Origin of the sequence: Bacillus sp. FSL K6-4563 (assembly GCF_038630405.1) — a bacterium.
GTDB lineage: Bacteria > Bacillota > Bacilli > Bacillales > Bacillaceae > Bacillus > Bacillus pumilus.
The window spans coordinates 839,770-861,783 of record NZ_CP152030.1; the positions used below are offsets into that span (position 1 = coordinate 839,770).

The following is a 22,014-nucleotide window of genomic DNA, read 5'->3' on the forward strand; positions in this document are numbered from 1 at the left end:
GGGCTATTAAGATGACACAGAGATGTTTTTCTCCTTTTTCTCCTGCTTCATCTTATCAATGATTCGTTTGGATTCAAATACGACAACCCCTGATAAACCGATGAGTCCGATTAAGTTTGGAATGGCCATCAGCCCATTGAGCATATCTGCCACACCCCAGACGAAATCATTCTTGAAGATGGCACCGAAAAAGACAGCGATGACAAACACAACACGATAATACATCACATAAGAGTCTTTCGCCAAATAAGTAAAGCATTTTTCGCCATAATATGACCAGCCAATAATGGTGGAATAAGCGAACAAAAGTAAGCCGATGGCCACAATGGTTGAACCGATTGGACCGAGGAAATGAGCAAAGGATAACGAGGTGAGTGCATCACTTTTTTCTGTGACATACATATCTGCCATGACGATCGTAATACCTGTGATGGAGCAAACAATCATCGTATCAATGAATACTTGCGTCATCGACACAAGCGCTTGACGAGCGGGCATATCCGTTTTTGCTGCGGCCGCAGCGATTGGAGCAGACCCGAGACCTGCTTCATTGGAAAAGACCCCTCTCGCCACACCCCAGCGAATCACCGTACCGATAGCACCGCCTGCAACCGCTTGACCAGTAAATGCGTCTGAAAAAATGAGCCCGACTGCGCCTGGGACAAGGTCGGCATTCATGACAAGAATGATCAGTCCGCAAATGACGTAGAATAATGCCATGACTGGTACAAAAATAGACGTCACCCGGCCAATGCTTTTAATTCCGCCTAAAATCACAAGGGCAGTAAAAATAGTAATGATGATGCCTGTGACCCATGTTGGGACTTGAAAGGTTGAATTCATGACACCAGAAATCGAATTTGACTGTACGAGATTCCCAATTCCAAAGGCAGCCGTGGCGCCAAAAATAGCAAACAGCACCCCAAGCCATTTTTGCTTCAAGCCATGCTCCAAATAATACATCGGCCCGCCAGACATTTCGCCTTTTTCATTTTTTACACGATATTTCACGGCAAGAACAGCTTCAGCATATTTTGTCGCCATGCCAAAGAATGCAGCAAACCACATCCAAAACACGGCGCCTGGTCCGCCGGCAATGACAGCAGAGGCGACCCCTACAATATTTCCTGTTCCAACCGTTGCAGCAAGAGCCGTCATTAATGCTTGGAAGTGAGAAATATCACCTTCTGATGTCTTGTCTTGCTTTGAAAATGCAAGCTTGAGTGAATAGGGAAGTAGCCTAATCTGAATAAAAAGCACTCGAAAGGTCAGGTAAATCCCTGTTCCCACGATCAAAAGCAAGAGCGGCGGTCCCCATAATACGTCATTAATATTGCTGACAATCTGTTCAACCCATCCCATATGTATCCCCCTTTATTTGTGAAATTCTCCTAAAGTGTCTCCTTTTTTTGTATAATGTGTCAATGCCGATGAGAGTTTTTCTTGCAAAGTTTTCAAAAGAAAAAGGACTTGATATGATAGAGAAAAGGTTTTCGAAAAGAACTCTTAGGGAAAAGATAGGAGGAGAATGAAGGATGATTCATGTGTTATTCGTGTGTCTTGGCAATATTTGCAGGTCACCGATGGCAGAGGCCATATTTAGAAAAAAAGTAGAAGATGAGGGGCTTAGTGAGCACTTTGTGATTGATTCAGCAGGTATTGGCGGCTGGCATCAAGGCAGTCCTCCGCATGAAGGAACGCGAAAGCTGCTTGATGAAAAAGGCATCAGCTATGAAGGAATGTCCGCAAGACAAATCATGGATGAGGACATCACAACATATGACTATATCATTGCGATGGATGCTGAAAATGTAGGGGCACTTCGCAGTATAGCTGGCTATGGGAAACATCACTTTATTGGCCGTCTTCTTGATTTTGTAGAAGACGACGATCGAGATGATGTGCCAGATCCTTATTACACTGGAAACTTTGAGGAAGTCCATGAATTAATTGAAACAGGAATTGACCGTTTTTTGACGTATGTAAAGAAAGAGAACCACCTTTAACTGAAAGGAGATCAGACGAGATGGAAGAAAAAAATCAAATCGTGCTCCGAGGAGCTTTCTTAGGTGCAGCTTGCGGCGCATTGCTGACTTTATTTCATCGGCCAACAAGAATTGCACTCAAAGAAAAATGGAATGACTGCCAGCAAAAGCTTGATGAGTACCGTGAGGAGCCAGGCAGAATATCAGCTTGCTTGAAAGAAAAGCTGGAAGAAACGAAGCAACTGATGCGAACAGTCTCAGATGATTTGTCATTTTTAAATGAACAGGTCAATCAGTTAAAGGAAACAACCCCAAGGGTATTAGAAATTATTGAAGAAACAAAGGATCACTTTCAATCGAAACAGACAGATTGATCATTGGAGATGAGGCGTATGGGTTTTATTAAAGCGTTAATTGAACGCTTTTTGCTGCATGAAGGACCGGCAAAATCTGCTGAGCTTGCCTATTTCTTTTTGCTTTCATTATTTCCGTTTCTCATCTTCGTACTGACACTCGTTGGGTATTTGCCGCTGACGTCAAAGGATGTCCTAAGCGTCATTTCTGGCTATGCGCCAGAAGGAGCGCTTTCGATGATTGAATCCATCGCCGAACAGACGCTGAATAATCGTAATGGCGGGTTATTATCGTTCGGGATTATTGCCGCCCTTTGGTCAGCATCTAACGGCATTAATGCCGTCGTCAGAGCATTTAACCATGCTTACGAAGTTGAGGAAAATCGTTCCTTCATTCTCGTACGTTTAACATCGATCATTTTAACGATCGCGATGGTTTTGACCATTATTTTTGCCCTGATGCTACCTGTCTTTGGCAAAGAACTCGGTTTATTTGTCGCTAAATTAGTTGGGCAGTCAGACGCCTTTCTCACCGTATGGACTGCAATGAGATGGATCATTAGCCCGCTGATTTTATTGATTGTTTTTACATCCTTATACTATTTTGCTCCAAACATTAGGCTGAAATTAAAATTTGTTCTGCCAGGTGCCATTTTTGCATCGATTGGATGGATTTTGGTCAGCATGCTATTTTCATTTTACGTAGGCGAGTTTGCTAACTACAGTGCGATGTACGGAAGCATTGGGGGAATCATTATTTTAATGATCTGGTTTTATTTAACCGGCATCATGATTATCCTTGGCGGCGAGCTCAATGCGCTTTTACATAAGCGTAAAATCGTACCAGGCAAACTATAAAGAAATCCGGGCATCCTAAAGAAGAACGATCAAGTTCAAACTGAATGGATGGGGGAAACCACATATGTCCAAACAATCGAAAAAAGGCGGAAGCAATACGAAACAAAACAAAGGCCATCAGCCTAAGCACAAAACAAGCGGCAGTGCGAACGGGCAAAATGGATATCACTAAATGAAAAATACTCCTCTGCATGGGTGCAGGGGAGTTTTTCATTCACAATCGTATATATCGTTTAAGGATAAAAGCGGCATCAGGCTTTGACTCATAGTGAGGATCTAGCTCGAATCCGGCATTCATTGCTACACGTTCACTTCGAACATGACCTACGGGACAAAAAATTTCAAATCCATCGACTTTTGAAGAAAATGTTTCTGTCATATATTTCACGATCGTTGTCACAATGCCCCGACCTTGCACGTCTTGACGAATCCAATAACCGATATTGCCTATTTTCTGATTAAACGTCAGGCGGAACACCCCGATCAATTGGTCGTTCAGCTTAATGCCAGCTTCCAACCCTTTTTGTTCATTGTAGATGGTTTGAGTCGATTGAATAAACGTTTTGACATCCTCTATGCTTTTGCAGTGATGAACCCACGGTAGCCATTCCCCTAAATGAGCCTGATTCTCTTGAATAAGCTCCAATAATGTGTCCGCATCATCTAATTGTAGAGATGCCAACGTTAATTCATTTGTGACGTCGTATGAAAACAAAGGTCGACCCTCCATTTTAATGACTTTCCACCACTGCCGCCGTTCGCCCAAATCGAACGCAGAAAAATACGAACAATATCACGATGCTGACAAGGTAAAGTAAATTCATTCCTTCAAACGTTTGCACAAAGATTCCACCGAGAACAGGCCCTAGAATACTTCCCGCACTAAATGCCATTCCGCACATCAAATTTCCAGCAGGAAGCAGATGCTTTGGCAATAAGTCTGTCATATAACTGATGCCAAGTGAGAAGGTAGAGCCTACAGCCATTCCGACAATAAAGAAACAAATCGCAACAGCCAAAACCGATTGAATGAAAATCCCTGCTAGTAGAAAAAAGAAAGACCCAACGAGAGTCACATATAAAATGATGCGGCGCCTGCCAAACCGGTCGCTAAGCATACCGAGAGGCAGCTGAAAGACAATACTTCCAATGGCAAACGCAGGTAAAATAAACGCCACTGCATCTACGGTCACCCCGCTTCTAAGTGCATACACAGGGAAGTTGCTATTGAGTGTCGTTTCTAAAAAGCCATAGCAAAACGGCATCATAAAGGCGACCCAGCCAAATTGAAAGGCTTTCTTAAAGCGCTTCAAACTGTTTGTCTGCTCTGACGTCTGCACTTCGCCCGTATCTGGATATGTATTTTTCAAAACAAAAACAAGCAGCCAAATACATAAGCTAACAGCACCGGAAACAATGAAAGGTAAAGATGGGTTGATTTCGATGAGTGGTGTTAAAAAAGGTCCAGCGGCAAAACCAAGTCCAAAGGATAACCCATACAATGAAATATTTCGCCCGCGATTTCTCGATGACGACGCATAGGTCACCCACGTCTGTGTAGAGAAATGCAGCATATGATCACCAATTCCGATCATGAGCCGCAGGAAGAACCAGACAACATAAGATTCAAAAAACACAAAGCTGAACAAGCTTAAAAAGACAGCGGCGCCTCCAATGACAATTAACGGCTTAAACCCAAACCGGCGAAGCGGCGCCTCCATGAAGGGAGATGCTAGCAGCACGCCGAGATATAAGCCTGTGGCATGCAGGCCGTTTAACGTAGGAGAAGTACCGGCATGTTCAAAAATAATCGAAATGACAGGCAGTAACGCTCCCTGCGAAAAACCAGATACAGATACAAGTAAAATTAAAATCATAAAGTGAATTCTCGACATAAGAAGCTCCTTACAAGTTCATATTTTCATCGTACAATGGAACCATAGGGGTTTCAATAGAAAGGTGGAAAAGGAATGAAACTGAGATACGAAACGGATCGGTGGATCACTGAAATAGATGAAAGGCAACTGCATATATCAGGAAATGAAGAAACGGGATACAGGCCATCTCAATTGTTCACATCAGCTATTGCTGGATGTTTTGGAGAAATGCTCATTCATGTATGCCGAAAAAAGCGAATATCTTATGAAGGGCTGACGCTGACACCTGAAACGACAAGAGCAGGCGCTGTAAACAAAGTCTCCCGTATTCATTTACATATTTTATTTGAAGGCGTCCGTACATCTGATGAACAACTAGAGAAAGTCATTAGACTTGCATTGAAGCATTGCGCGATGGTGCAGTCCGTGAAAGGAAGTATTGAAATCACTTTTTCACATGACAGAATCTAAATGTATATGAAGCCGGCACTCACGAAAGAATAACAGTCAGACATATGTAAAGGAGAATGGCTGTATGAATCGTTTGTTTCTTGTGATTGTCGCAATTGGTGTGCCGCTATCGGTGATTGGCAGTTTTCTTCATTTTCCGCAGGTCATCATGTTTGCTGTGTATTGTATCGCCATTATTGGCCTTGCTAGTTTTATGGGAAGAGCCACAGAAAGTCTTGCCATCATAGCAGGTCCCAGAATTGGCGGGCTTTTAAACGCCACATTTGGAAATGCGGTGGAGTTAATTATTTCGTTTTTTGCATTAAAGCAAGGACTGACAGCCATCGTCCTTGCGTCGTTAACTGGCTCAGTGATCGGAAACTTACTGCTTGTGGCGGGGCTGTCTTTTTTCGTTGGCGGTTTAAAATATAAGCGCCAAGTGTTCAATGTCCACGATGCAAGGCACAACTCGGGCTTGCTCATGTTTGCCATTATTGTGGCGTTTGTCATTCCAGAAGTGTTTTCGGTGGAAATGGCTGAGGAGAAGCAATTTGTTTTAAGCATTGGCATTAGCATTGTGATGATTTTGCTTTATGTTGCTGCGCTCTATTTCAAACTAGTGAGCCACCGAGGTGTCTATGTTGCCAAGCAGGAGAGCTTGGATGGAGAGGCGGAGACGGAAGAAGAAATACCTGAATGGTCTGGTAAGTTTGCCACTTTGATTTTGCTGCTTGCAACGATGGCCGTTGCGTACATTTCAGAGCGCCTCGTCCATACATTTGATACGGTGGGGGAACAATTTGGCTGGAGTGAGTTGTTTATCGGAGTCATTATTGTGGCCATCGTCGGCAATGCGGCAGAACATGCCTCTGCTGTCATCATGGCGTATAAAAACAAAATGGATGTCGCAGTGGAAATTGCTTTTGGTTCCACACTTCAGGTTGCGATGATGGTCGCACCAATCCTTGTCATCAGCTCGCTTTTTTTCAATACGCAGATGCCACTCATTTTCTCCTTACCAGAGCTCATTGCGATGGCATCCGCTGTGTTACTCACAGTCATTTTGTCAAATGACGGAGATACCAATTGGTTTGAAGGTGCCACATTACTTGCTGCTTATTTCATTATGGCGATTGGATTTTTCCTTTTATAATCTTTTGTGGATAAGGGACGTCTTTGCGGAAAATACTATGGAAAAATGAATGAGAAAGAGTGATGATATGAAAAAGATGCCCCGCATCATGTTTGTTGTTCTCTTATCCTTAAGTTTTCTATACAGCTTTCCAGCGGAGGCGGCGAAGTCATTTAAGGTGCCATCGTCTGTCGCCAGTATTTCTAAGGAGAATACGTATCCGAATGCGTCACAGGACCAGCCATTGCTCCAACCGAGCGAGCTGACAGCAGAATTGTTTAAAACAACGAATGTTCCTATTGAGAATACCCATTTGATCAAAATGCTAAATGAATCCAGCATTTCAGGGACGCCATTAGCTGTTGGTTACCGCGCGACCATTTTCCTTGGCAGATGGGCACTGAGCTATGATTCAAACGAAACGGTGGCCAACTGGGAATACAAAAAAGTGAATACGAATCACATTGATAACAGAGGCGGCAACAAAACAGCCATTGGCAAATACGTTCAAAAGCAGCAAGTGAAAGTAAGCGGCGGGCTCACAGCAAAAGTGCCAAGCCCAGAAGATGTGAAAACATTGATGATGCAAAAAGCCATCCAAAAAACAAAGCTGCCCCTTGCATTTGACACGGTGATTGGCGCAGGAACAAAACGAGATCAATCGTACCATGTCTCTCCGAAAAAAGCAGCTTCGCTTCATGCCTATGCACCAGCGATTAACGAAAAAGGGAAGGTGACATACGGAGAAGTGTACCTTGTACTAAAAGGAAATAAACGCAAACTCGTCGTGAAAAACGTGACCTCACAAGGAATCGGCGCTTGGATTCCTGTTCAGGATCACCTGACGTTTGGGTTTCAAGGGATGAATTAAAACAGTCATCTCCTCTTATCAAGGGGAGATGACTGTTTTTTGCTAATTGGTTTTATCATTTTTCCCTTTCAATTCACTTTTGTAAAAGTCAAAGATGGTATATAAATACCATGCGATGAAGAGAAAGAAGAAAATTTTTGTTACTATCATGAAGTTGCTGAAAATTAAACTTAGCCCAAGAATAGGAATGATCATAAATCCATAATAAGAAAACCACCATGTTTTAAAAATGAAGCTCAGCTCCTTAAAGAGTTGTAGAAATTAACATTTTATTTATATATTACATGTTTTGAGAAAATAAAAAAGCCATAGCAGCAGTTGAATGAACCCAACCTCGACGATGGCTTAAATTTTTATTCCCCTAAATCCACATTATGATAAACCTGCTGCACGTCTTCAAGCTCTTCTAATACATCTATTAGTTTCTCGAATTGTTCTTTAGATTCATCATCTAATGTCACTTCATTTTGAGGAAGCATTGTGATTTCAGCGACAGTGAATTCTTCTACGCCGGCTTGTTTGAATGCTTCTTGTACTTGATTGAATTGATCTGGTTCAGCGTACACAATCACTGTTTCATCTTCTTCCATGATGTCACGTACATCAACGTCTGCTTCCATTAAAAGCTCAAGCGTTTCTTCTTCACTTTTTCCTTCGACACCGATGACAGCTGTTTGGTCAAACATGTAGGCAACAGAGCCGCTTACGCCCATGTTTCCACCGTTTTTCCCAAATGCCGCACGAACATCTGACGCTGTACGGTTCACGTTATTGGTGAGGGCATCAACGATCACCATTGATCCGTTTGGACCAAATCCTTCGTAGCGCAGCTCATCGAAATTCTCTTCCGCACCGCCTTTGGCTTTTTCAATGGCACGGTCTACAATGTGTTTTGGGACACTATATGTTTTTGCACGTTCTAGGACAAAACGAAGTGCTTGGTTTGATTCTGGGTTTGGCTCACCTTGTTTGGCAGCCACATAGATTTCACGCCCGAATTTTGCGTAAATACGACTTGTACTGGCATCCTTTGATGCTTTCTTTTCTTTAATGTTGTTCCACTTACGACCCATCTTCTTCACTCTCTTTCACTTAGAAAATACACAGTATGAGGGTCCCCATGCTGCATGAAATCATTCTGTTTTCTATTATACATGAATTAGTCAAGAGGATAGAAGTTAGAGGGCTGAAATGAAGAGATTTCTTAGCTGATGTGTCCAAGCTGTCCAAGCGTTTCATGTTTTTCGAGAGCCCGAGCCAGCTCGGCGCACCTAATAAATAAAGAAATAAGAGCCAATGATATAAAAAATAACCCCATCACAAATGAGGTTATTTTGCAGGCTGGGGATAAACGAGATCTTCAAGCAATTTGACATCATGCTGATGAAGTTGTTTGATCATTTCTTTTCGGACAGCGAGGGCAGCATCGAAGTATTTTTCGTCTTCGACCATTCCTTTCACTGTGATCTCAATCCCGCGGTTCAGCTTGTTCAGACCCATAATGCCGTGGACTTGAAACGGTTCAATGGCATGCTGGAATTCATCTTTTTTAAGAAAATCATGATGCATTTGATTTAAATTGTCACAGGCCGTTTCTAGTGCTTGAAAGGCTGTATCTGGGTTTTGATTCGCACTAATTAATACAGACTCCGTAATCCGCATGTAGTGCATGTTATAGTTTTGAATTTGCCGGATGTCTCCGTTAGAAATGGTTAACAGCTTGCCGCTCCATTCTCTAATTTGCAGCGAACGGAGACCAATCTCTTCAATGGTTCCATTAAAGAGGTTATTCACTGTCACATAATCCCCTTTATGAATCTGACGTTCATAGATCAGGAAGATGCCTGCTAAAATATCACGAATGAGCGTCTGGGCGCCAAAACCGATGACGATTCCGGCAACACCAGCACCAGCAAGGATTTTTCCGAAATCATGAAAGAAGAGAGAAATGACATAGAATACAAAGCAAATTGAAGCTGTGTACTTCGTCACAGATTTGACCAAGCTCTCGATCGTTTTCTTCTTCTTATCTTCAATAAACTCCGTTCGTTTAAAGAAAATCTGAAGGGCTTTGTTGATGATAAAGACGGCAAGCCAAAGAACAAGTCCAACAATTAGAATTTCAATGTATTTGTTCTTGACCACTGTCAGAAATGTATCGTCCATCTATCGGTTACCCCCTGGCTGTACGAGAAGTAAAATCAACATCTTGATAATAGCTGTTTTTCACAAGAACATTCGGACCGAGGCATTGTACGCTTGGACAATGACAATTCAGCTCTTTTGCTAATTTTGTGTCCATCCAGCGAGTATAAGCTGATTGCAATGTATCGGTCGCAATATTTCCAAGCGGAGGTGTATCACCAAAGTCCGTCACAATAATATTCCCATCAAAAATATTCACATTCAACCGTGAGCGTCCGTCAGGGTCATTTCGTACCGTGACATGCTTCTCCTGACGCAATCGTTTGAGAAGTCGCTGGTCTTCTTCATCTGTACTGCAAGAATAAAATGGCAGGGTGCCAAACAGCATCCATGTGTCTTGATCACGAATATCAAGCAGCTGATGAATCGCATCACGCATTTGCGGAAGCGTCAATGATTCAAGGGCGCTGGCAAAATCACTTGGGTACATCGGGTGAACTTCGTGGCGCTGGCATTTCATTTCCTCCACAATTTGCCGGTGGATGTGTTCAATATATGGAAGTGTGCGTTTATTAAGCATGGTTTCAGCAGATACGGTAACACCTGCTTTGACAAGTGCCCGGCTATTCTCAATCATGCGGTTAAATAATTTCTCGCGCTGCTCAAAGGTTGGTTTTCTGTCCATCATCGCAAAACCGACCGTTGCAAACTCTTCGACAGTTCCCCAGTTATGTGAGATGTGAAGAACATCTAAGTATGGAATAATTTCTTCATATCGCGCCAAATCAAGTGTTAAGTTTGAATTGATCTGTGTACGGACGCCGCGTTCATGGGCATACTTTAATAAAGGGACGACATATTCCCGCACAGATTTGAGAGAAAGCATAGGCTCTCCGCCTGTAATACTGATTGAGCGCAGAAGCGGAACTTCATCTAAACGGCGAAGCAGTAAATCAAGCGGCAGTGCATTCGGGTCTTTTGGCTGCAACGTATAGCCGACCGCGCAGTGCTCACATCTCATGTTACACAACGTCGTTGTTGTAAATTCAATATTTGTCAGCTTCATCTCTCCGTAATCCTGCACATCGAGATAGGCTTCCCAAGGGTCATATGCAGGTGTAATCGGACGAAGTGCTGTTTTTTGGTTCATGGTATCTATCTCCTTTTCATTCGGGCAAACGTGGACCCGCCAACAGTTAATTTTAAGCCCCATCACCGTTATACGCAAGTGGGGTTTCATTGATTTACAAGGGAAAAAAAGATAAGCTAGAAACAAATGCTAAAGGGAGTGTATCTATGGGCAAGGCAGCAGACAGCAAAGAGCAGCAGGTTGATTATTTAAAGAACCGATTAGATATGTTTATGAATGTGATTGATTCATTAGATCCAGAATCAACAGATGTTGAGGATATAGACAGACTGATCCAGATGATTGACGACCTAGAAGCAAAATATGAACGGTTTAAAACCGATTGGAAGGAAGAATAGCTCGCACAGTGCGGGCTTTTTTCTTTAAATTGGCAGGTGAATCAGTGTATGAGTCTCGGTCTTATTCTGCACAATAGAAGAAAAACCGGGAAGTGACGTAAATGAAAAAATACATGCTCATCTGTTTATGTGCGCTTTTTGTATCCATGCCTCTCTCAGAAGCGGAAGCCGTGTCTAATCAGCCCGTCCATTGGGGATTTGCGAAAAGCAAAGAACACAAGCCAGCGGATGCGGGTAAAGAACTGAACGCCCTTTTAAAAAAGTATGATGCCTTCTATTTAGGAAGCACGAAAAAGAAAGAGATTTATTTTACCTTCGACAATGGCTATGAAAATGGGTACACGCCGAAGATCTTAGATGTGCTGAAAAAACATCAAGTGCCAGCCACCTTTTTTGTGACAGGTCACTTTGTCAAGGACCAGCCTGAGCTCGTTAAACGTATGGCGGAGGAAGGTCATATCATTGGCAACCACTCCTATCACCATCCAGATTTAACAACAAAGAGTACGAAAGAAATCAAAGAAGAGCTGGGGCGCGTCAATGAAGCCGTGTACAAAATCACTGGGAAACAAGACAACCTCTATCTTCGTCCGCCGCGCGGTGTATTCAGTGAAAGAGTGCTGAAGGAAACAAAAGAGCTCGGTTACCAAACCGTTTTCTGGTCAGTGGCGTTTGTGGACTGGCATATTCATCATCAAAAAGGAAAACAGTATGCTTACGATCAAATGATGAAGCAGGCGCACCCAGGTGCCATTTACTTACTTCATACCGTCTCAAGAGACAATGCCGAGGCATTGGATGATGCCATCACGTCACTGAAAAAACAAGGTTATTCCTTTAAAAGCCTAGACGATCTCATGCTTGAAAAAGTATGGCATCTGCCTCAGCTATAGAAAAAAAGCTTGCAGAAGACCTGCGAGCTTTTTCTTTATCCTTCTCTTATTTTACGCTGAAACAAAATCGGATGATGACGAGTGAAAGAGTCAATCAAGCCCTCACCGAAAATCGTGATACTTTGCTCCCAAGGGTGTCCTAGCAAGCCCCAATGCATCTCTTTTGATAAAAAGAAATAATAATCCCCGTTCGGTAGCACAGGCACTGCCCAATCTCCGAATTCATCTTTTTCAAATGAGCCGTATGGTGTGATCCAGTAGCATTCGTGCTGCCAATCAAGTGCCAGCATATACTCGTCTGTTCTGATAAGCTCCTGAAAAACAAGTAATGCTTTCTCTTCAAGGTCTTCATCTGCATGAAGAAGGGAAGAGTCCTCAAAATAAGCAGAAATATCATATGTAATGAAAGGAGAAGGTACGCGAAATGAGGGAAAACGAGAGAGGCTCGGATTAAATTTGAAATCTCGATAGAGCGTCTCCCATACGAGCTTTAGTTCTTGATGAGACAAAGGAATCCAGTTTTTCATTCTAACCGCCTCCTCAGTCATTCACTCTACACATTATTTGAATATGCGGAACCATCCTTTATGCTTAAACCACAAAAGCATACCCGAGACGAGCAGACCCATGAAAATCAGTACGCCAAAATAGCCATACTTCCAGTGTAATTCAGGCATGTTATCAAAGTTCATTCCGTACACTCCAACAATAAAGGTCAATGGAATAAAGATGGTCGATACAATGGTCAGCGTCATCATGATTGCATTCATTCGGTTAGAATTCAGCGTCTGATAGCTGTCTCGTAAATCGGCTGTCATATCACGGTTTGATTCGACAATCTCTGTTAATTTCAGAAGGTGGTCATAGATATCATTGAAATAGGCTTGTCTATTTTTATCGTTTTTCATCATATTAATATTCACGATACGATATAAAAGGTCTCTCATCGGAATAATTGTCCTTCTTAGCTTTAACAAGTCTGACCGAATTCCGAATACTTCGTTCATTAAAGTACCGTACGTTTTATGACCTTCTTCATCTTCGATCTCATTTAACCTGTCTTCAATTTGATAAATAATTGGGAAATAATCATCAACCAGATCATCAATCAGCATGTAGGCAAGATGCTCAGGTCCACTATTTCGCGCGTGTTCAGATGCTTTTAGCTTTCGCATCACACGATCAATGTATGGTGCTTCCTTTAAATGAAAGGTGACAATAAAACTTTCCCCAACAAACAGGTCCACTTCCTCTGAACGAAGTGTTTTTTGATTGAGAGCATGAAGAACGAAAAATAAATACTCTTCATAAAAATCAAGCTTAGGCCGCTGTAAATAATGGAAGCAATCTTCAATTGAAAGCGGATGAAACTGAAAGAATTCCTTCAGCAGCGCTGCTTCCTTTTCCGTTGGCGCATGAAAGTCAATCCAATACCAGGCGATATCGGGGCTTGAAAGCTGGTGCAATGTTGCATGTTCAATCAAGTCTCCGTTCTTTGTCACTGCAAGTTTTTTCAGCATATACACCCCTCCAGACTTGCATTATATCATGAAGCAACGCCAGTGAACTTATACATTCTCTCCATAAAAAAGCCGATCTCATCACTGAGATCGGTCCAATGTGCGTGTATGATTGATGGATAAAACCGAGAATTAAGGACGATGGAACGTAACAAATTTATCTTGACGGTCAAACCAGCCTCTGAACGCCCAGTTATCCCAGCCGCCATCGCCGTTGTTTTTAAAGGTACCACTTTCAAATACCCAAATACCGTAAACAACGTTACCAAGATTAGCAGTTGCAAAAGTTTTCACGCCGTTAAAGCGGTCTTCATAATTTTGGCTTAGGTTAAAGACCATGACATTATATCTGCCACCAGCAGCATAGAATGTGCTTTCCATCACGCCTTTAACGAACCCAGGACGGTTTGCATTTGCGTTTACTGCGTTAACAATCGCATTGGCAATCCCAAGAACATCGAAGTTGACGTTAACATTAGGACTAGCTGTCGTTCCAGCTTTTCCTTCAGCAGCTTTGTTTAATACAGTTTGCTGTAGTGTAGTAGAGACGGGTGTTGACGTTTTTTTCTCAACAGCGTCAGCAAATACTGGCAGTGTCGAAGAAACAGCAGTGGCAAGGGCAATAGAAAGAATGGTTTTTTTCATTGGTCGGATCTCCTTTGTTTTAAAATGTTTGGGTCTTCCTTTTCGTAAAAAGTGAAACTAGGTGAAGCCGGTTATCAATGAGGTAAAATATGTTCCTGCAAGATAAAACAAATGATTGCCTAATCAGCTAATTCCTTTGTCACCTCCTTGATATGTCATAATTATACAAATTTTTTCGGGATAGAAGATATCACCCAGAGGTTCTATTTCTAATTTAAGGAAAATGATCCTAAAATATTGGAGGATCATGTCGAATATTAGCTGAATTCGACCAAAAACTTTCATCAGACCAAAAGGAGAATGACCACAAATAAGGAAGATATAACTGATAAATTCTTGTACTCTTTATATTCAAAAGTATTTAATATAGAGAATCATTCAAGCAAAATGAAACAATTGCATCTGCGCGTATTTGCAGAAAGGAAGAGGGAAAACATGTGGGAAAAACAGCTGGTGGTTGAACCGCCATATCACTTCGATCAAGTGCTAAGACGCTTATCAAATGATCCATTAAAAGCAGTCGATTTGAATAAAAGAGAAATCAAAGTACCAATCAGATTAGAACAAACACCATACGTTGTCGTTGTTCAAGCCACGGGAACAAAAGAAGCACCCACGTTTCGGGTGAAAGGAAATGGTCCTGAGGAACCTCTCATATGTGAGGTGAAGCGGATATTTGGCATGGAGCATCAATTAGACGCTGTGCATGAGCATTTTTCTCAAACAAATCTAGCCCCCGTTTTTGAGCGTCATAAGGGGACACCGCTCATGCTGGATTTTCACTTATATCATTGCTTGATGAAATGCATCATTCATCAGCAGCTCAATCTGGCGTTTGCCTATGAACTCACAAAACGGTTTGTTCATACGTATGGCGAGCAAATAGAGGGGGTTTGGTTTGATCCTTTACCAGAAACCATCGCCTCACTTGAAACAGAGGAATTGAGAAAGCTCCAATTTAGTCAGCGGAAAGCGGAATATGTCATCGATGTCTCGAAGCGAATTGTGAGCGGCTCTCTTTGTTTAGAAGAATTACATGATTTAACTGATCTGGAGGTGGAAGAACGTCTGCTTCCGATTAGAGGGATTGGACCTTGGACAGTTCAAAATGTGCTCATGAATGGACTTGGAAGACCAAATCTCTTTCCGATGGCAGATATCGGGATTCAAAACGCCATCAAGCGGCATTTTGACCTGCCTGAAAAGCCGACAAAAGAAGAGATGGCAGCATTAAGCAAGGATTGGACTCCTTATTTAAGCTACGCTTCTTTATATTTATGGAGAAGCATTGAGACAGATAAATAATGAAAGGGATTTTCTCTCTTTGTCCAAGTCATGGTATACTAATGAGATGGAATAAAATGAAGACAACCTATCAACGGTTCAGATAGAACGGAGAGAATGAAGTGAAGGAAAAACAGCAAGGTGCCCTTTTGCAAAAGGGACAGCAGTTTCCGCTTACCATTAAACGCCTTGGCATTAATGGAGAAGGGGTCGGTTATTTTAAAAAGCAAGTAGTCTTTGTCCCAGGTGCGCTTCCAGGCGAAGAAGTGGTTGTGGAAGCAACGAATGTCCAAGCAAAATATGCAGAAGGTACGGTTAGGAAAGTTAGAAAGCGCTCCGAGCATCGAGTGAAACCGCCATGCCCAGTATACGAAGAATGCGGCGGCTGTCAGCTTCAGCATTTGGCGTACGAGCAGCAGCTAAAGGAAAAACGAGATATTGTCATTCAATCAATGGAACGACATACAAAACTACCAGTTGAACAGCTTGATATCAGGCCAACGATCGGTATGGAAGATCCGTGGCACTACCGGAATAAAAGTCAGTTCCAAGTAGGGCGTTCTCATAGCGGTGACATCATTGCTGGGCTTTACGGACTGAACTCTCATAAGCTTGTACCGATTAAGGAATGCATCGTGCAGCATCCAAAAACGAACAAAACAACGGGCGTTGTCCGCAAAATTTTAGAGAAATTCGGTGTATCGGTCTACAATGAACGGACGAGAAAAGGCGATGTACGCTCAATTGTTGTGCGTGTCGGCTTTGAAACAGGGGAAGTGCAGGTCGTTCTTGTCACATCAAAGCCGGAATTTCCAAAGAAAAAAGAAATCGCCGAAGCCATTCAAAAACGTCTGCCAGAAGTGACGTCCATTATGCACAACATCAATGGTGAAAAAACGTCGGTCATCTTTGGCCATAAGACATCTCACCTAGCTGGCAACATGGTCATTCAAGAATTTTTAGGAGACGTCTCCTTTGAACTGAGTGCACGTGCTTTCTTCCAATTGAATCCGAAGCAAACGCTAAAGCTTTACGACGAAGCGAAAAAAGCGGCAAAACTAACTGGCAAAGAAAAAGTTGTCGATGCGTATTGCGGCGTTGGAACGATTGGGATGTGGCTTTCAGATGGCGCCAAAGAAGTACGAGGAATGGATGTCATCAAAGAATCGATTGATGATGCCAAGAAAAATGCCAAAAAACACGGCATGAAAAACGCGACCTATGTGACAGGAACAGCTGAACATTGGCTGCCAAAATGGGTCAAAGAAGGCTTCCGTCCTGACGTCATCGTCGTGGACCCGCCAAGAACAGGCTGCGAGAGCACCTTCTTAGACACCGTCAAACAAGTCAAGCCAAAACGCCTTGTCTACGTCTCTTGCAACCCATCAACACTAGCAAAAGACCTCGAATACATGTCAAAAGACTACAAAATCGAACACATGCAGCCAGTCGATATGTTCCCGCATACATCTCATGTGGAGACTGTTGTATCGCTCGTGAAAAAATAGACTTTAAATCAAGGCTCGAAAATCAATATTAGATTTTCGAGCTTTTTTTGTTTTGCGGGCATTTCTTTCATCAGACTTTTTTCTAAATGAACATATACACTTGCAATGTTTAAATTAGTACTATATAGTTCTAATTATGAAAAAAGTAAAATTAATGAATCAAAAACGTGTGCTTGAAGTAGCTGCAACTTTATTTTTAGAAAAAGGATTTGCTTATACAAGCATGGATGAATTAGTACGTGTAAGCAAAGTGTCAAAGTCTAATGTGTATTATCACTTTTCTAATAAGGAGGAATTATTAGAAGGGGTCGTTGATTATTGGATTGACATGTATCAATCTGCAATTGATGACGTACTATCTCAGAACCAATTTTTAGTTGAAGAACGTATCCAACTATTTTTAAAGCAATTATCACAAGGAGTTCAATCGAGAGACTATAAAGGGAGTTGTCCATTTATTACTCTTTATATTCAAAGTCCTACACAGGCCACACAAATAAAAGAAAAAATAGGTCTGTTTTTTACAGGATTACAAAAGAAAGTTTCTCTATTACTGAAACAAGGAGTAGAGAATGGAGAATTCAGAAAGACGATTCATATTGATGAGGTTGCATCACTATTTATTACCAATCTTGAAGGCGCGTTATTTATTTCAGAAACATTGAAGGATGCCACTGTCATTACAAAAACAGCCGATCATATTTTTAACTTGCTTCGATAAAGAAGCTTTTTTTTCACATTAAATTAGTACTAATTAGTACTAAAAGGGAGATGTTTATATGAGAACAGTATTATTAATTGGTGGAACGGGCTTTATTGGAAAGGAGTTAGTAAAAGAATTAGCCAAAGAGGATGTGAACATTCTTCTTTTAGTGAGGTCGAAAAGTAAAGCAACACGCATTTTTCAAGAAAGAGGTATTTTAAAAGAGGCAGTGATGCACTTTGTTGAAGGTGATTTGACGAAAGTCGATTTGGGTCTAAGTGCTGAAGATAAGGAGAAGGTGTTGAAAACGGATGTGATCATTCACGCAGGAGGACCCATGGATATTCAAGCGACAAGTAAAAAGGCAGCTTCCGTCTTTTTAAATGGCGCCAAACATATGAGTGACTTAGCTAAAAGTATTCATCAATTGAAGGGCTTGCAGCAATTTATTCATGTTGTCGGTTATATGAGTCCCTTTGATGATCAAAATAGCAAGATTGAAATTGATGTGTTTAAAGAAGTAAACCATTATTTGGAAATAAAAAATCCATATGAGAGAACAAAATTTTTAGCAGATCTTTATATTCGTCAACAGGCATCAGCAGTAGGTTATCCGCTTTCTGTCATTAATCCGCCGACTGTCGTCGGTAGTAGTCAAACGGGGAGTACAGAGCAAATAGCAGGAGTAGGTTTGCTTGTGAAGAGTATGCGAAGAGGGCTCATGCCGGTGATTCCTGGAGGTAAGGACTATAGGTTACCACTTATTTCAAACGATGAGTTTGCGAGGTTTATTGTGCAGGTTTTCAAACTGGAGCAACCGGCTATTCAAACATATACGCTTGTTGAAGACAAGCAGCGCGATCAGAATATTGGTGAATTATTGAGTGTGATGTCAGAAAGTATGAATATGAGGGCACCAAAAATCTCTGTCCCAATGCCACTGATGAAAGCTATGATGAATAGTGGCGTAAGTAAAATGACAAATATTCCTTCTGATGGACTGAACTTTATGACAAAAAGAACATTTTCAAATGTTGCAGCGAAAAAAATTATTGGAGAAGATTGGTTTAAGAAGACGAGTGTCATGAAATTTTTCCCTGCTGTAGTAGCTGATCTGGATTATCGAATGATGAATCAAAACGGTAAGGATGATCATTTATTTAAACGAACACTATGTGATAACACGACCCTTTACCAATTAAAAGGAGAGGGTAAACCGTTTATTTTATTACATGGTTTATTGAGCGATGGAGAGGATTTATTCCCTTTAGCACAAGAGCTTCATAAAAAAACGGGTCAACCTGTATGGATCTTGGATCTTCCAGGTTTGGGGCGTTCTCCTTTTAAAAGAGAGAAACATCTTCTAGATATGTATTTGAATGTCTTGAAAAAGGTATTGGAGAAAGCGACGAATGGTGCACATCTAATTGGTCATTCATTCGGTTCGTATATTCTTCTGGAGGCATTGGTACAAGAATACATCGATCAGAAGTATTCAATCACGTTACTTCAGCCACCTGTTGATAAGAAAAATACTGCATCGCGACATGTTCCTCAATTGATGAACAAATGGACATTGAAATGGGCAACGACTAATATGATAGGGCGTTATGTATTAAGGAATGGTTTGTTTGAAAATACGGAGAGCATCCCTGAACATTATATTGAAAAAGTCAGAAATAGTTTTACGTCTCCTAGAATATTAAATACGACGGTTCAGCTTAATCATTTATTACTGAAAACCGATCAAGATGATTTCAATGAAGTCACAAAGAATCATCTTCATATTATTTGGGGGGATTATGACAAAGGCTATTCTGCCCCGTCACATCTGGGCAAGGTTGATTTTGTTCCATATGGTCATCATTTCCCACTTAGCCATCCGAGTGAAACGGCAACATTGGTCATAAGGCAGATGAGGGTATGGGATAAATAAAAGGTTTGAGGTAGACCAGCGTGGCTAAAAAATTTTAATAGTAGATTACTTGATGAAATCGTGAGAAACAAAGTGAACCATATCAATGAAATAGAGGAGGATGAGAATGAGCCAATTCGATATTCTAACAAAATACATACCAATGCTTCAGGAAGATCCTATTGGAGAATGGGTCATCGATCAAGAAAATGATGGTACAGCTGAACATCCGATTCAGATGCCCTTTGTGAATTATTCTGAAACGGTCCGTCACTTGATTGCAGATATCTATACCTTTGCAGAACAACACGAAGAAATGGGGCTTATCCGCTACAGAGAGATCCTTAAAGAAAATGGGATTGAATCGGGAATGAATGATATGGAGAATGTGGACATTTCAAATTTAAATGCGCAGTGTGTGCTTGCTCTTATGATGGAGGTTGTGAGAGCCGAACGATTTAGCGAGGGTGCCATACTCAATTTCTTTAAAAGCGGAGCCATCTTAAAATGGCTTGAAAGATTGAAAAACCTAGATGTATAAAATCTAGGTTTTTTGTTTCTGAAACGAGATCACGGGAATGTGAATTGCTCCGCTTCTTGACGAAATAGATCAAGCAGCAGCTGCTGGGTCTTTTCCAGAGAGAGAAGGGGTTCCTTATGAGTTAAGATTCCTATCGAGATAAAAGGGTCCTCCATTTCAATTGGAATTTGCACAAACTCGTCTGACAATGGGATAGAGGAAAGGACGACTCCGACAGAGGGGAATTCCTTTAGAAATGATGGAATTGCTGAAATCTGGCTGATGGTATAAGTGAACGGCTCCACATTAATTCTTGAGAGTTCCTTTTGTAACTTCATGTGATATAAACAGCTTTCCCCGCCTATGATCAAAGGCTGTTGATAAAGATCCTTGATCAATGAAATCGTTCCAACTTGATCTGCCTGCTGTTTTGCGATAATAAAAGACATTTCCTCCTTGTACAACTCCTCAAACGGAAGTGTATTCATCACTGGTTCCCCTGCAATGGCAAAATCAATCTCACCCTTGAGCAGAAGCTTGTAAAGAAAGTCTGTATTACCGATGATAAAGTGGCATGTGATATTCGGTTTATGTCTCCTGAATATTTGAAGGACGGAAGGAAGAATAGTGGCAGCAATTGGTTCTATGACGCCTATATTCAAGGTTCCGATTTCTTCTTTTTGGAGTTTTTGTGATTGTTCTAATACAAAGCGCCAATGGAGTATCAACTGATCAATCTCTTTGGCAAACAATTGTCCTGAAGGGGTTAATTCAGCCTCCCATCCTCTTACAAACAATTGAAATCCTAACTCCTTTTCTAATCGTTTGATCTGATTCGTTATGGTCGACTGTGCATAATTCAATTTTTGAGCGGCTTTTGAGAATGTTCCTTCCTGAATCACGGCTTGAAATGCTTTTAACTCTTTTAAGTCCATTTCTAATAATCTCCATTCGATATATGAATATAATTTTATATATTATTCAATTATATAAAATAAGTATTGGGATGTAAAATGAAGTGAAATAGAAAAAAGGAGATGATAATCATGCCATTTGTAAAAGTCAGTTATATGGAAAAGGCGTACGATCAAGAAAGCTTAGCTTCTGTTAGCCAAACGATCATGAAGGCTCTGATGAAAGAATTTCAAGTTCCTAAAAAAGACTACTTTCAGGTGTTCAGTTCACATAAGAAAGACGAATTTTTTTATGATCCCCATTATCTTCTTCGTCATGAGAGGGATCATCGCCTTTTATATATCCAAATTACATGTGGTTCAGGAAGAACCGAGGAACAGAAGCAGTCTTTATATAAGGAAATAGCTGACCAGTTGTATTGCCAGCTCAATATACGTAAAGAAAATGTATTCATTATGCTGATTGAGACAGGCTTGGAGAATTGGTCTTTTGGAGAAGGGCTTGCGCAGATGATCAAGTAACGGAACGAATGAAAGGGGAAATAGCTATGCATCAACCAATCAAGCCAACTGTAAAATACACTCTCGGAGATTTTGCTCCAGCATTTGTTGAGTATTCAGAAAAAGTTCTCTATGGAGATTTGTGGAGGAGAGAGGAACTTTCTCTAAGAGATCGCAGTCTGATTACAGTCTCAGCCTTAGTAAGTGCGGGCAGCCTGAATCAGCTGGAATATCATTTACATCTTGCCAAAGAAAATGGTGTAACGAAGAACGAGTTGATTGAACTCATCACCCATCTTAGTTTTTATATCGGATGGCCTAAAGCAGCTTCAGCACTAGAAGCGGCTAAACATATTTTGGAGGACGAATAAAGTTCATCAAACAACGAGCCCTATTTGAGATAGGGCTTTTTATATGCGGTAAATTTTATTTTAAATTCTTCTGTTGACCTT

Annotated in this window: 25 protein-coding genes; 15 read left to right on the plus strand and 10 right to left on the minus strand. The window is 41.3% G+C overall.

What is annotated here, in order from left to right:
• Positions 1 to 6 precede the first annotated feature (6 nt).
• Positions 7 to 1,362, minus strand: a complete 1,356-nt coding sequence (locus MHH54_RS03970) for a sodium:alanine symporter family protein (RefSeq protein ID WP_106030312.1) — start codon at positions 1,360 to 1,362, stop codon at positions 7 to 9.
• Between the two features lie 173 nt (positions 1,363 to 1,535).
• Here MHH54_RS03970 and MHH54_RS03975 point away from each other — a divergent pair, with 173 nt between their 5' ends.
• Genes MHH54_RS03975 through MHH54_RS03985 form a run of 3 tightly spaced genes read left to right on the plus strand, consistent with a single transcriptional unit; the run spans position 1,536 to position 3,196 of the window.
• Positions 1,536 to 2,006 carry a low molecular weight protein-tyrosine-phosphatase gene (locus tag MHH54_RS03975; protein ID WP_050944791.1) on the plus strand — a complete coding sequence of 157 codons (471 nt, stop codon included), beginning with the start codon at positions 1,536 to 1,538 and terminating at the stop codon, positions 2,004 to 2,006.
• Between the two features lie 20 nt (positions 2,007 to 2,026).
• The gene (locus tag MHH54_RS03980; protein ID WP_342500718.1) at positions 2,027 to 2,359 is read left to right on the plus strand and encodes a YtxH domain-containing protein; all 333 of its coding nucleotides are present in this window, start codon (positions 2,027 to 2,029) and stop codon (positions 2,357 to 2,359) included.
• Positions 2,360 to 2,377: 18 nt separating this feature from the next.
• Positions 2,378 to 3,196: a YhjD/YihY/BrkB family envelope integrity protein gene (locus MHH54_RS03985; RefSeq protein ID WP_044139737.1), complete on the plus strand. Its 819-nt coding sequence runs from the start codon at positions 2,378 to 2,380 to the stop codon at positions 3,194 to 3,196.
• Positions 3,197 to 3,410: 214 nt separating this feature from the next.
• On the opposite strand, the gene MHH54_RS03990 is transcribed toward MHH54_RS03985, so the two are convergent.
• Entirely contained in the window at positions 3,411 to 3,911 is a 501-nt protein-coding gene (locus MHH54_RS03990) for a GNAT family N-acetyltransferase (protein WP_106066738.1), read from the minus strand.
• A gap of 16 nt (positions 3,912 to 3,927) precedes the next feature.
• Entirely contained in the window at positions 3,928 to 5,091 is a 1,164-nt protein-coding gene (locus MHH54_RS03995) for an MFS transporter (RefSeq protein ID WP_342500719.1), read from the minus strand.
• Between the two features lie 75 nt (positions 5,092 to 5,166).
• On the opposite strand from MHH54_RS03995, the gene MHH54_RS04000 reads away from it, so the two are divergent.
• The 3 genes from MHH54_RS04000 (at position 5,167) to MHH54_RS04010 (ending at position 7,526) form a co-directional block, all read left to right on the plus strand.
• Positions 5,167 to 5,544 (plus strand): OsmC family protein, encoded by a 378-nt coding sequence (locus MHH54_RS04000; protein WP_342500720.1) that lies wholly within the window; start codon positions 5,167 to 5,169, stop codon positions 5,542 to 5,544.
• 64 nt (positions 5,545 to 5,608) lie between these two features.
• Entirely contained in the window at positions 5,609 to 6,676 is a 1,068-nt protein-coding gene (gene cax / locus MHH54_RS04005; protein WP_106030316.1) for a calcium/proton exchanger, read from the plus strand.
• An 88-nt stretch (positions 6,677 to 6,764) separates the two neighbouring features.
• The gene (locus MHH54_RS04010) at positions 6,765 to 7,526 is read left to right on the plus strand and encodes a YfkD famly protein (RefSeq protein WP_236638980.1); all 762 of its coding nucleotides are present in this window, start codon (positions 6,765 to 6,767) and stop codon (positions 7,524 to 7,526) included.
• 353 nt (positions 7,527 to 7,879) lie between these two features.
• On the opposite strand, the gene MHH54_RS04015 is transcribed toward MHH54_RS04010, so the two are convergent.
• The 3 genes from MHH54_RS04015 to yfkAB all read right to left on the minus strand — a co-directional run bounded on the left by MHH54_RS04015 (position 7,880) and on the right by yfkAB (position 10,821).
• A complete protein-coding gene (locus tag MHH54_RS04015) occupies positions 7,880 to 8,599 on the minus strand; it encodes a YebC/PmpR family DNA-binding transcriptional regulator (RefSeq protein ID WP_106036313.1) in 720 nt (239 codons plus the stop codon).
• Between the two features lie 256 nt (positions 8,600 to 8,855).
• Positions 8,856 to 9,692 (minus strand): mechanosensitive ion channel domain-containing protein, encoded by an 837-nt coding sequence (locus MHH54_RS04020; protein ID WP_003218032.1) that lies wholly within the window; start codon positions 9,690 to 9,692, stop codon positions 8,856 to 8,858.
• A gap of 7 nt (positions 9,693 to 9,699) precedes the next feature.
• Entirely contained in the window at positions 9,700 to 10,821 is a 1,122-nt protein-coding gene (gene yfkAB / locus MHH54_RS04025) for a radical SAM/CxCxxxxC motif protein YfkAB (protein WP_050944782.1), read from the minus strand.
• A gap of 146 nt (positions 10,822 to 10,967) precedes the next feature.
• On the opposite strand from yfkAB, the gene MHH54_RS04030 reads away from it, so the two are divergent.
• Positions 10,968 to 11,159, plus strand: coding sequence for an SE1561 family protein (locus MHH54_RS04030; RefSeq protein ID WP_003218031.1), 192 nt, complete (start codon positions 10,968 to 10,970; stop codon positions 11,157 to 11,159).
• Positions 11,160 to 11,260: 101 nt separating this feature from the next.
• Positions 11,261 to 12,052 (plus strand): delta-lactam-biosynthetic de-N-acetylase, encoded by a 792-nt coding sequence (gene pdaA / locus MHH54_RS04035; RefSeq protein WP_003218060.1) that lies wholly within the window; start codon positions 11,261 to 11,263, stop codon positions 12,050 to 12,052.
• Between the two features lie 35 nt (positions 12,053 to 12,087).
• Here pdaA and MHH54_RS04040 read toward each other — a convergent pair whose 3' ends face one another.
• The 3 genes from MHH54_RS04040 to MHH54_RS04050 all read right to left on the minus strand — a co-directional run bounded on the left by MHH54_RS04040 (position 12,088) and on the right by MHH54_RS04050 (position 14,217).
• Positions 12,088 to 12,579, minus strand: a complete 492-nt coding sequence (locus tag MHH54_RS04040; RefSeq protein ID WP_003218062.1) for a DUF2716 domain-containing protein — start codon at positions 12,577 to 12,579, stop codon at positions 12,088 to 12,090.
• Positions 12,580 to 12,612: 33 nt separating this feature from the next.
• A complete protein-coding gene (gene corA, locus MHH54_RS04045; protein WP_003218035.1) occupies positions 12,613 to 13,572 on the minus strand; it encodes a magnesium/cobalt transporter CorA in 960 nt (319 codons plus the stop codon).
• Positions 13,573 to 13,704: 132 nt separating this feature from the next.
• A complete protein-coding gene (locus tag MHH54_RS04050) occupies positions 13,705 to 14,217 on the minus strand; it encodes a stress protein (RefSeq protein WP_342500721.1) in 513 nt (170 codons plus the stop codon).
• Positions 14,218 to 14,652: 435 nt separating this feature from the next.
• On the opposite strand from MHH54_RS04050, the gene MHH54_RS04055 reads away from it, so the two are divergent.
• The 5 genes from MHH54_RS04055 to MHH54_RS04075 all read left to right on the plus strand — a co-directional run bounded on the left by MHH54_RS04055 (position 14,653) and on the right by MHH54_RS04075 (position 20,168).
• Positions 14,653 to 15,522: a DNA-3-methyladenine glycosylase gene (locus MHH54_RS04055; RefSeq protein ID WP_137055528.1), complete on the plus strand. Its 870-nt coding sequence runs from the start codon at positions 14,653 to 14,655 to the stop codon at positions 15,520 to 15,522.
• 101 nt (positions 15,523 to 15,623) lie between these two features.
• On the plus strand, positions 15,624 to 17,009 hold the full coding sequence (gene rlmD, locus MHH54_RS04060; protein WP_342500722.1) for a 23S rRNA (uracil(1939)-C(5))-methyltransferase RlmD: 1,386 nt from the start codon (positions 15,624 to 15,626) through the stop codon (positions 17,007 to 17,009).
• 154 nt (positions 17,010 to 17,163) lie between these two features.
• Positions 17,164 to 17,730 carry a TetR/AcrR family transcriptional regulator gene (locus MHH54_RS04065; RefSeq protein ID WP_113386849.1) on the plus strand — a complete coding sequence of 189 codons (567 nt, stop codon included), beginning with the start codon at positions 17,164 to 17,166 and terminating at the stop codon, positions 17,728 to 17,730.
• Positions 17,731 to 17,788: 58 nt separating this feature from the next.
• Complete coding sequence (locus MHH54_RS04070) at positions 17,789 to 19,648, plus strand: alpha/beta fold hydrolase (RefSeq protein ID WP_342500723.1); 1,860 nt, start codon at positions 17,789 to 17,791, stop codon at positions 19,646 to 19,648.
• 106 nt (positions 19,649 to 19,754) lie between these two features.
• On the plus strand, positions 19,755 to 20,168 hold the full coding sequence (locus MHH54_RS04075) for a DUF6508 domain-containing protein (protein WP_342500724.1): 414 nt from the start codon (positions 19,755 to 19,757) through the stop codon (positions 20,166 to 20,168).
• 29 nt (positions 20,169 to 20,197) lie between these two features.
• On the opposite strand, the gene MHH54_RS04080 is transcribed toward MHH54_RS04075, so the two are convergent.
• Positions 20,198 to 21,082, minus strand: coding sequence for a LysR family transcriptional regulator (locus MHH54_RS04080; RefSeq protein ID WP_342500725.1), 885 nt, complete (start codon positions 21,080 to 21,082; stop codon positions 20,198 to 20,200).
• A gap of 111 nt (positions 21,083 to 21,193) precedes the next feature.
• On the opposite strand from MHH54_RS04080, the gene MHH54_RS04085 reads away from it, so the two are divergent.
• Together MHH54_RS04085 and MHH54_RS04090 are read left to right on the plus strand one after the other, a co-directional pair.
• Positions 21,194 to 21,583 (plus strand): tautomerase family protein, encoded by a 390-nt coding sequence (locus MHH54_RS04085; RefSeq protein WP_003218064.1) that lies wholly within the window; start codon positions 21,194 to 21,196, stop codon positions 21,581 to 21,583.
• A 26-nt stretch (positions 21,584 to 21,609) separates the two neighbouring features.
• Positions 21,610 to 21,933, plus strand: a complete 324-nt coding sequence (locus tag MHH54_RS04090) for a carboxymuconolactone decarboxylase family protein (protein WP_003218056.1) — start codon at positions 21,610 to 21,612, stop codon at positions 21,931 to 21,933.
• The last annotated feature ends 81 nt before the right edge of the window (positions 21,934 to 22,014 follow it).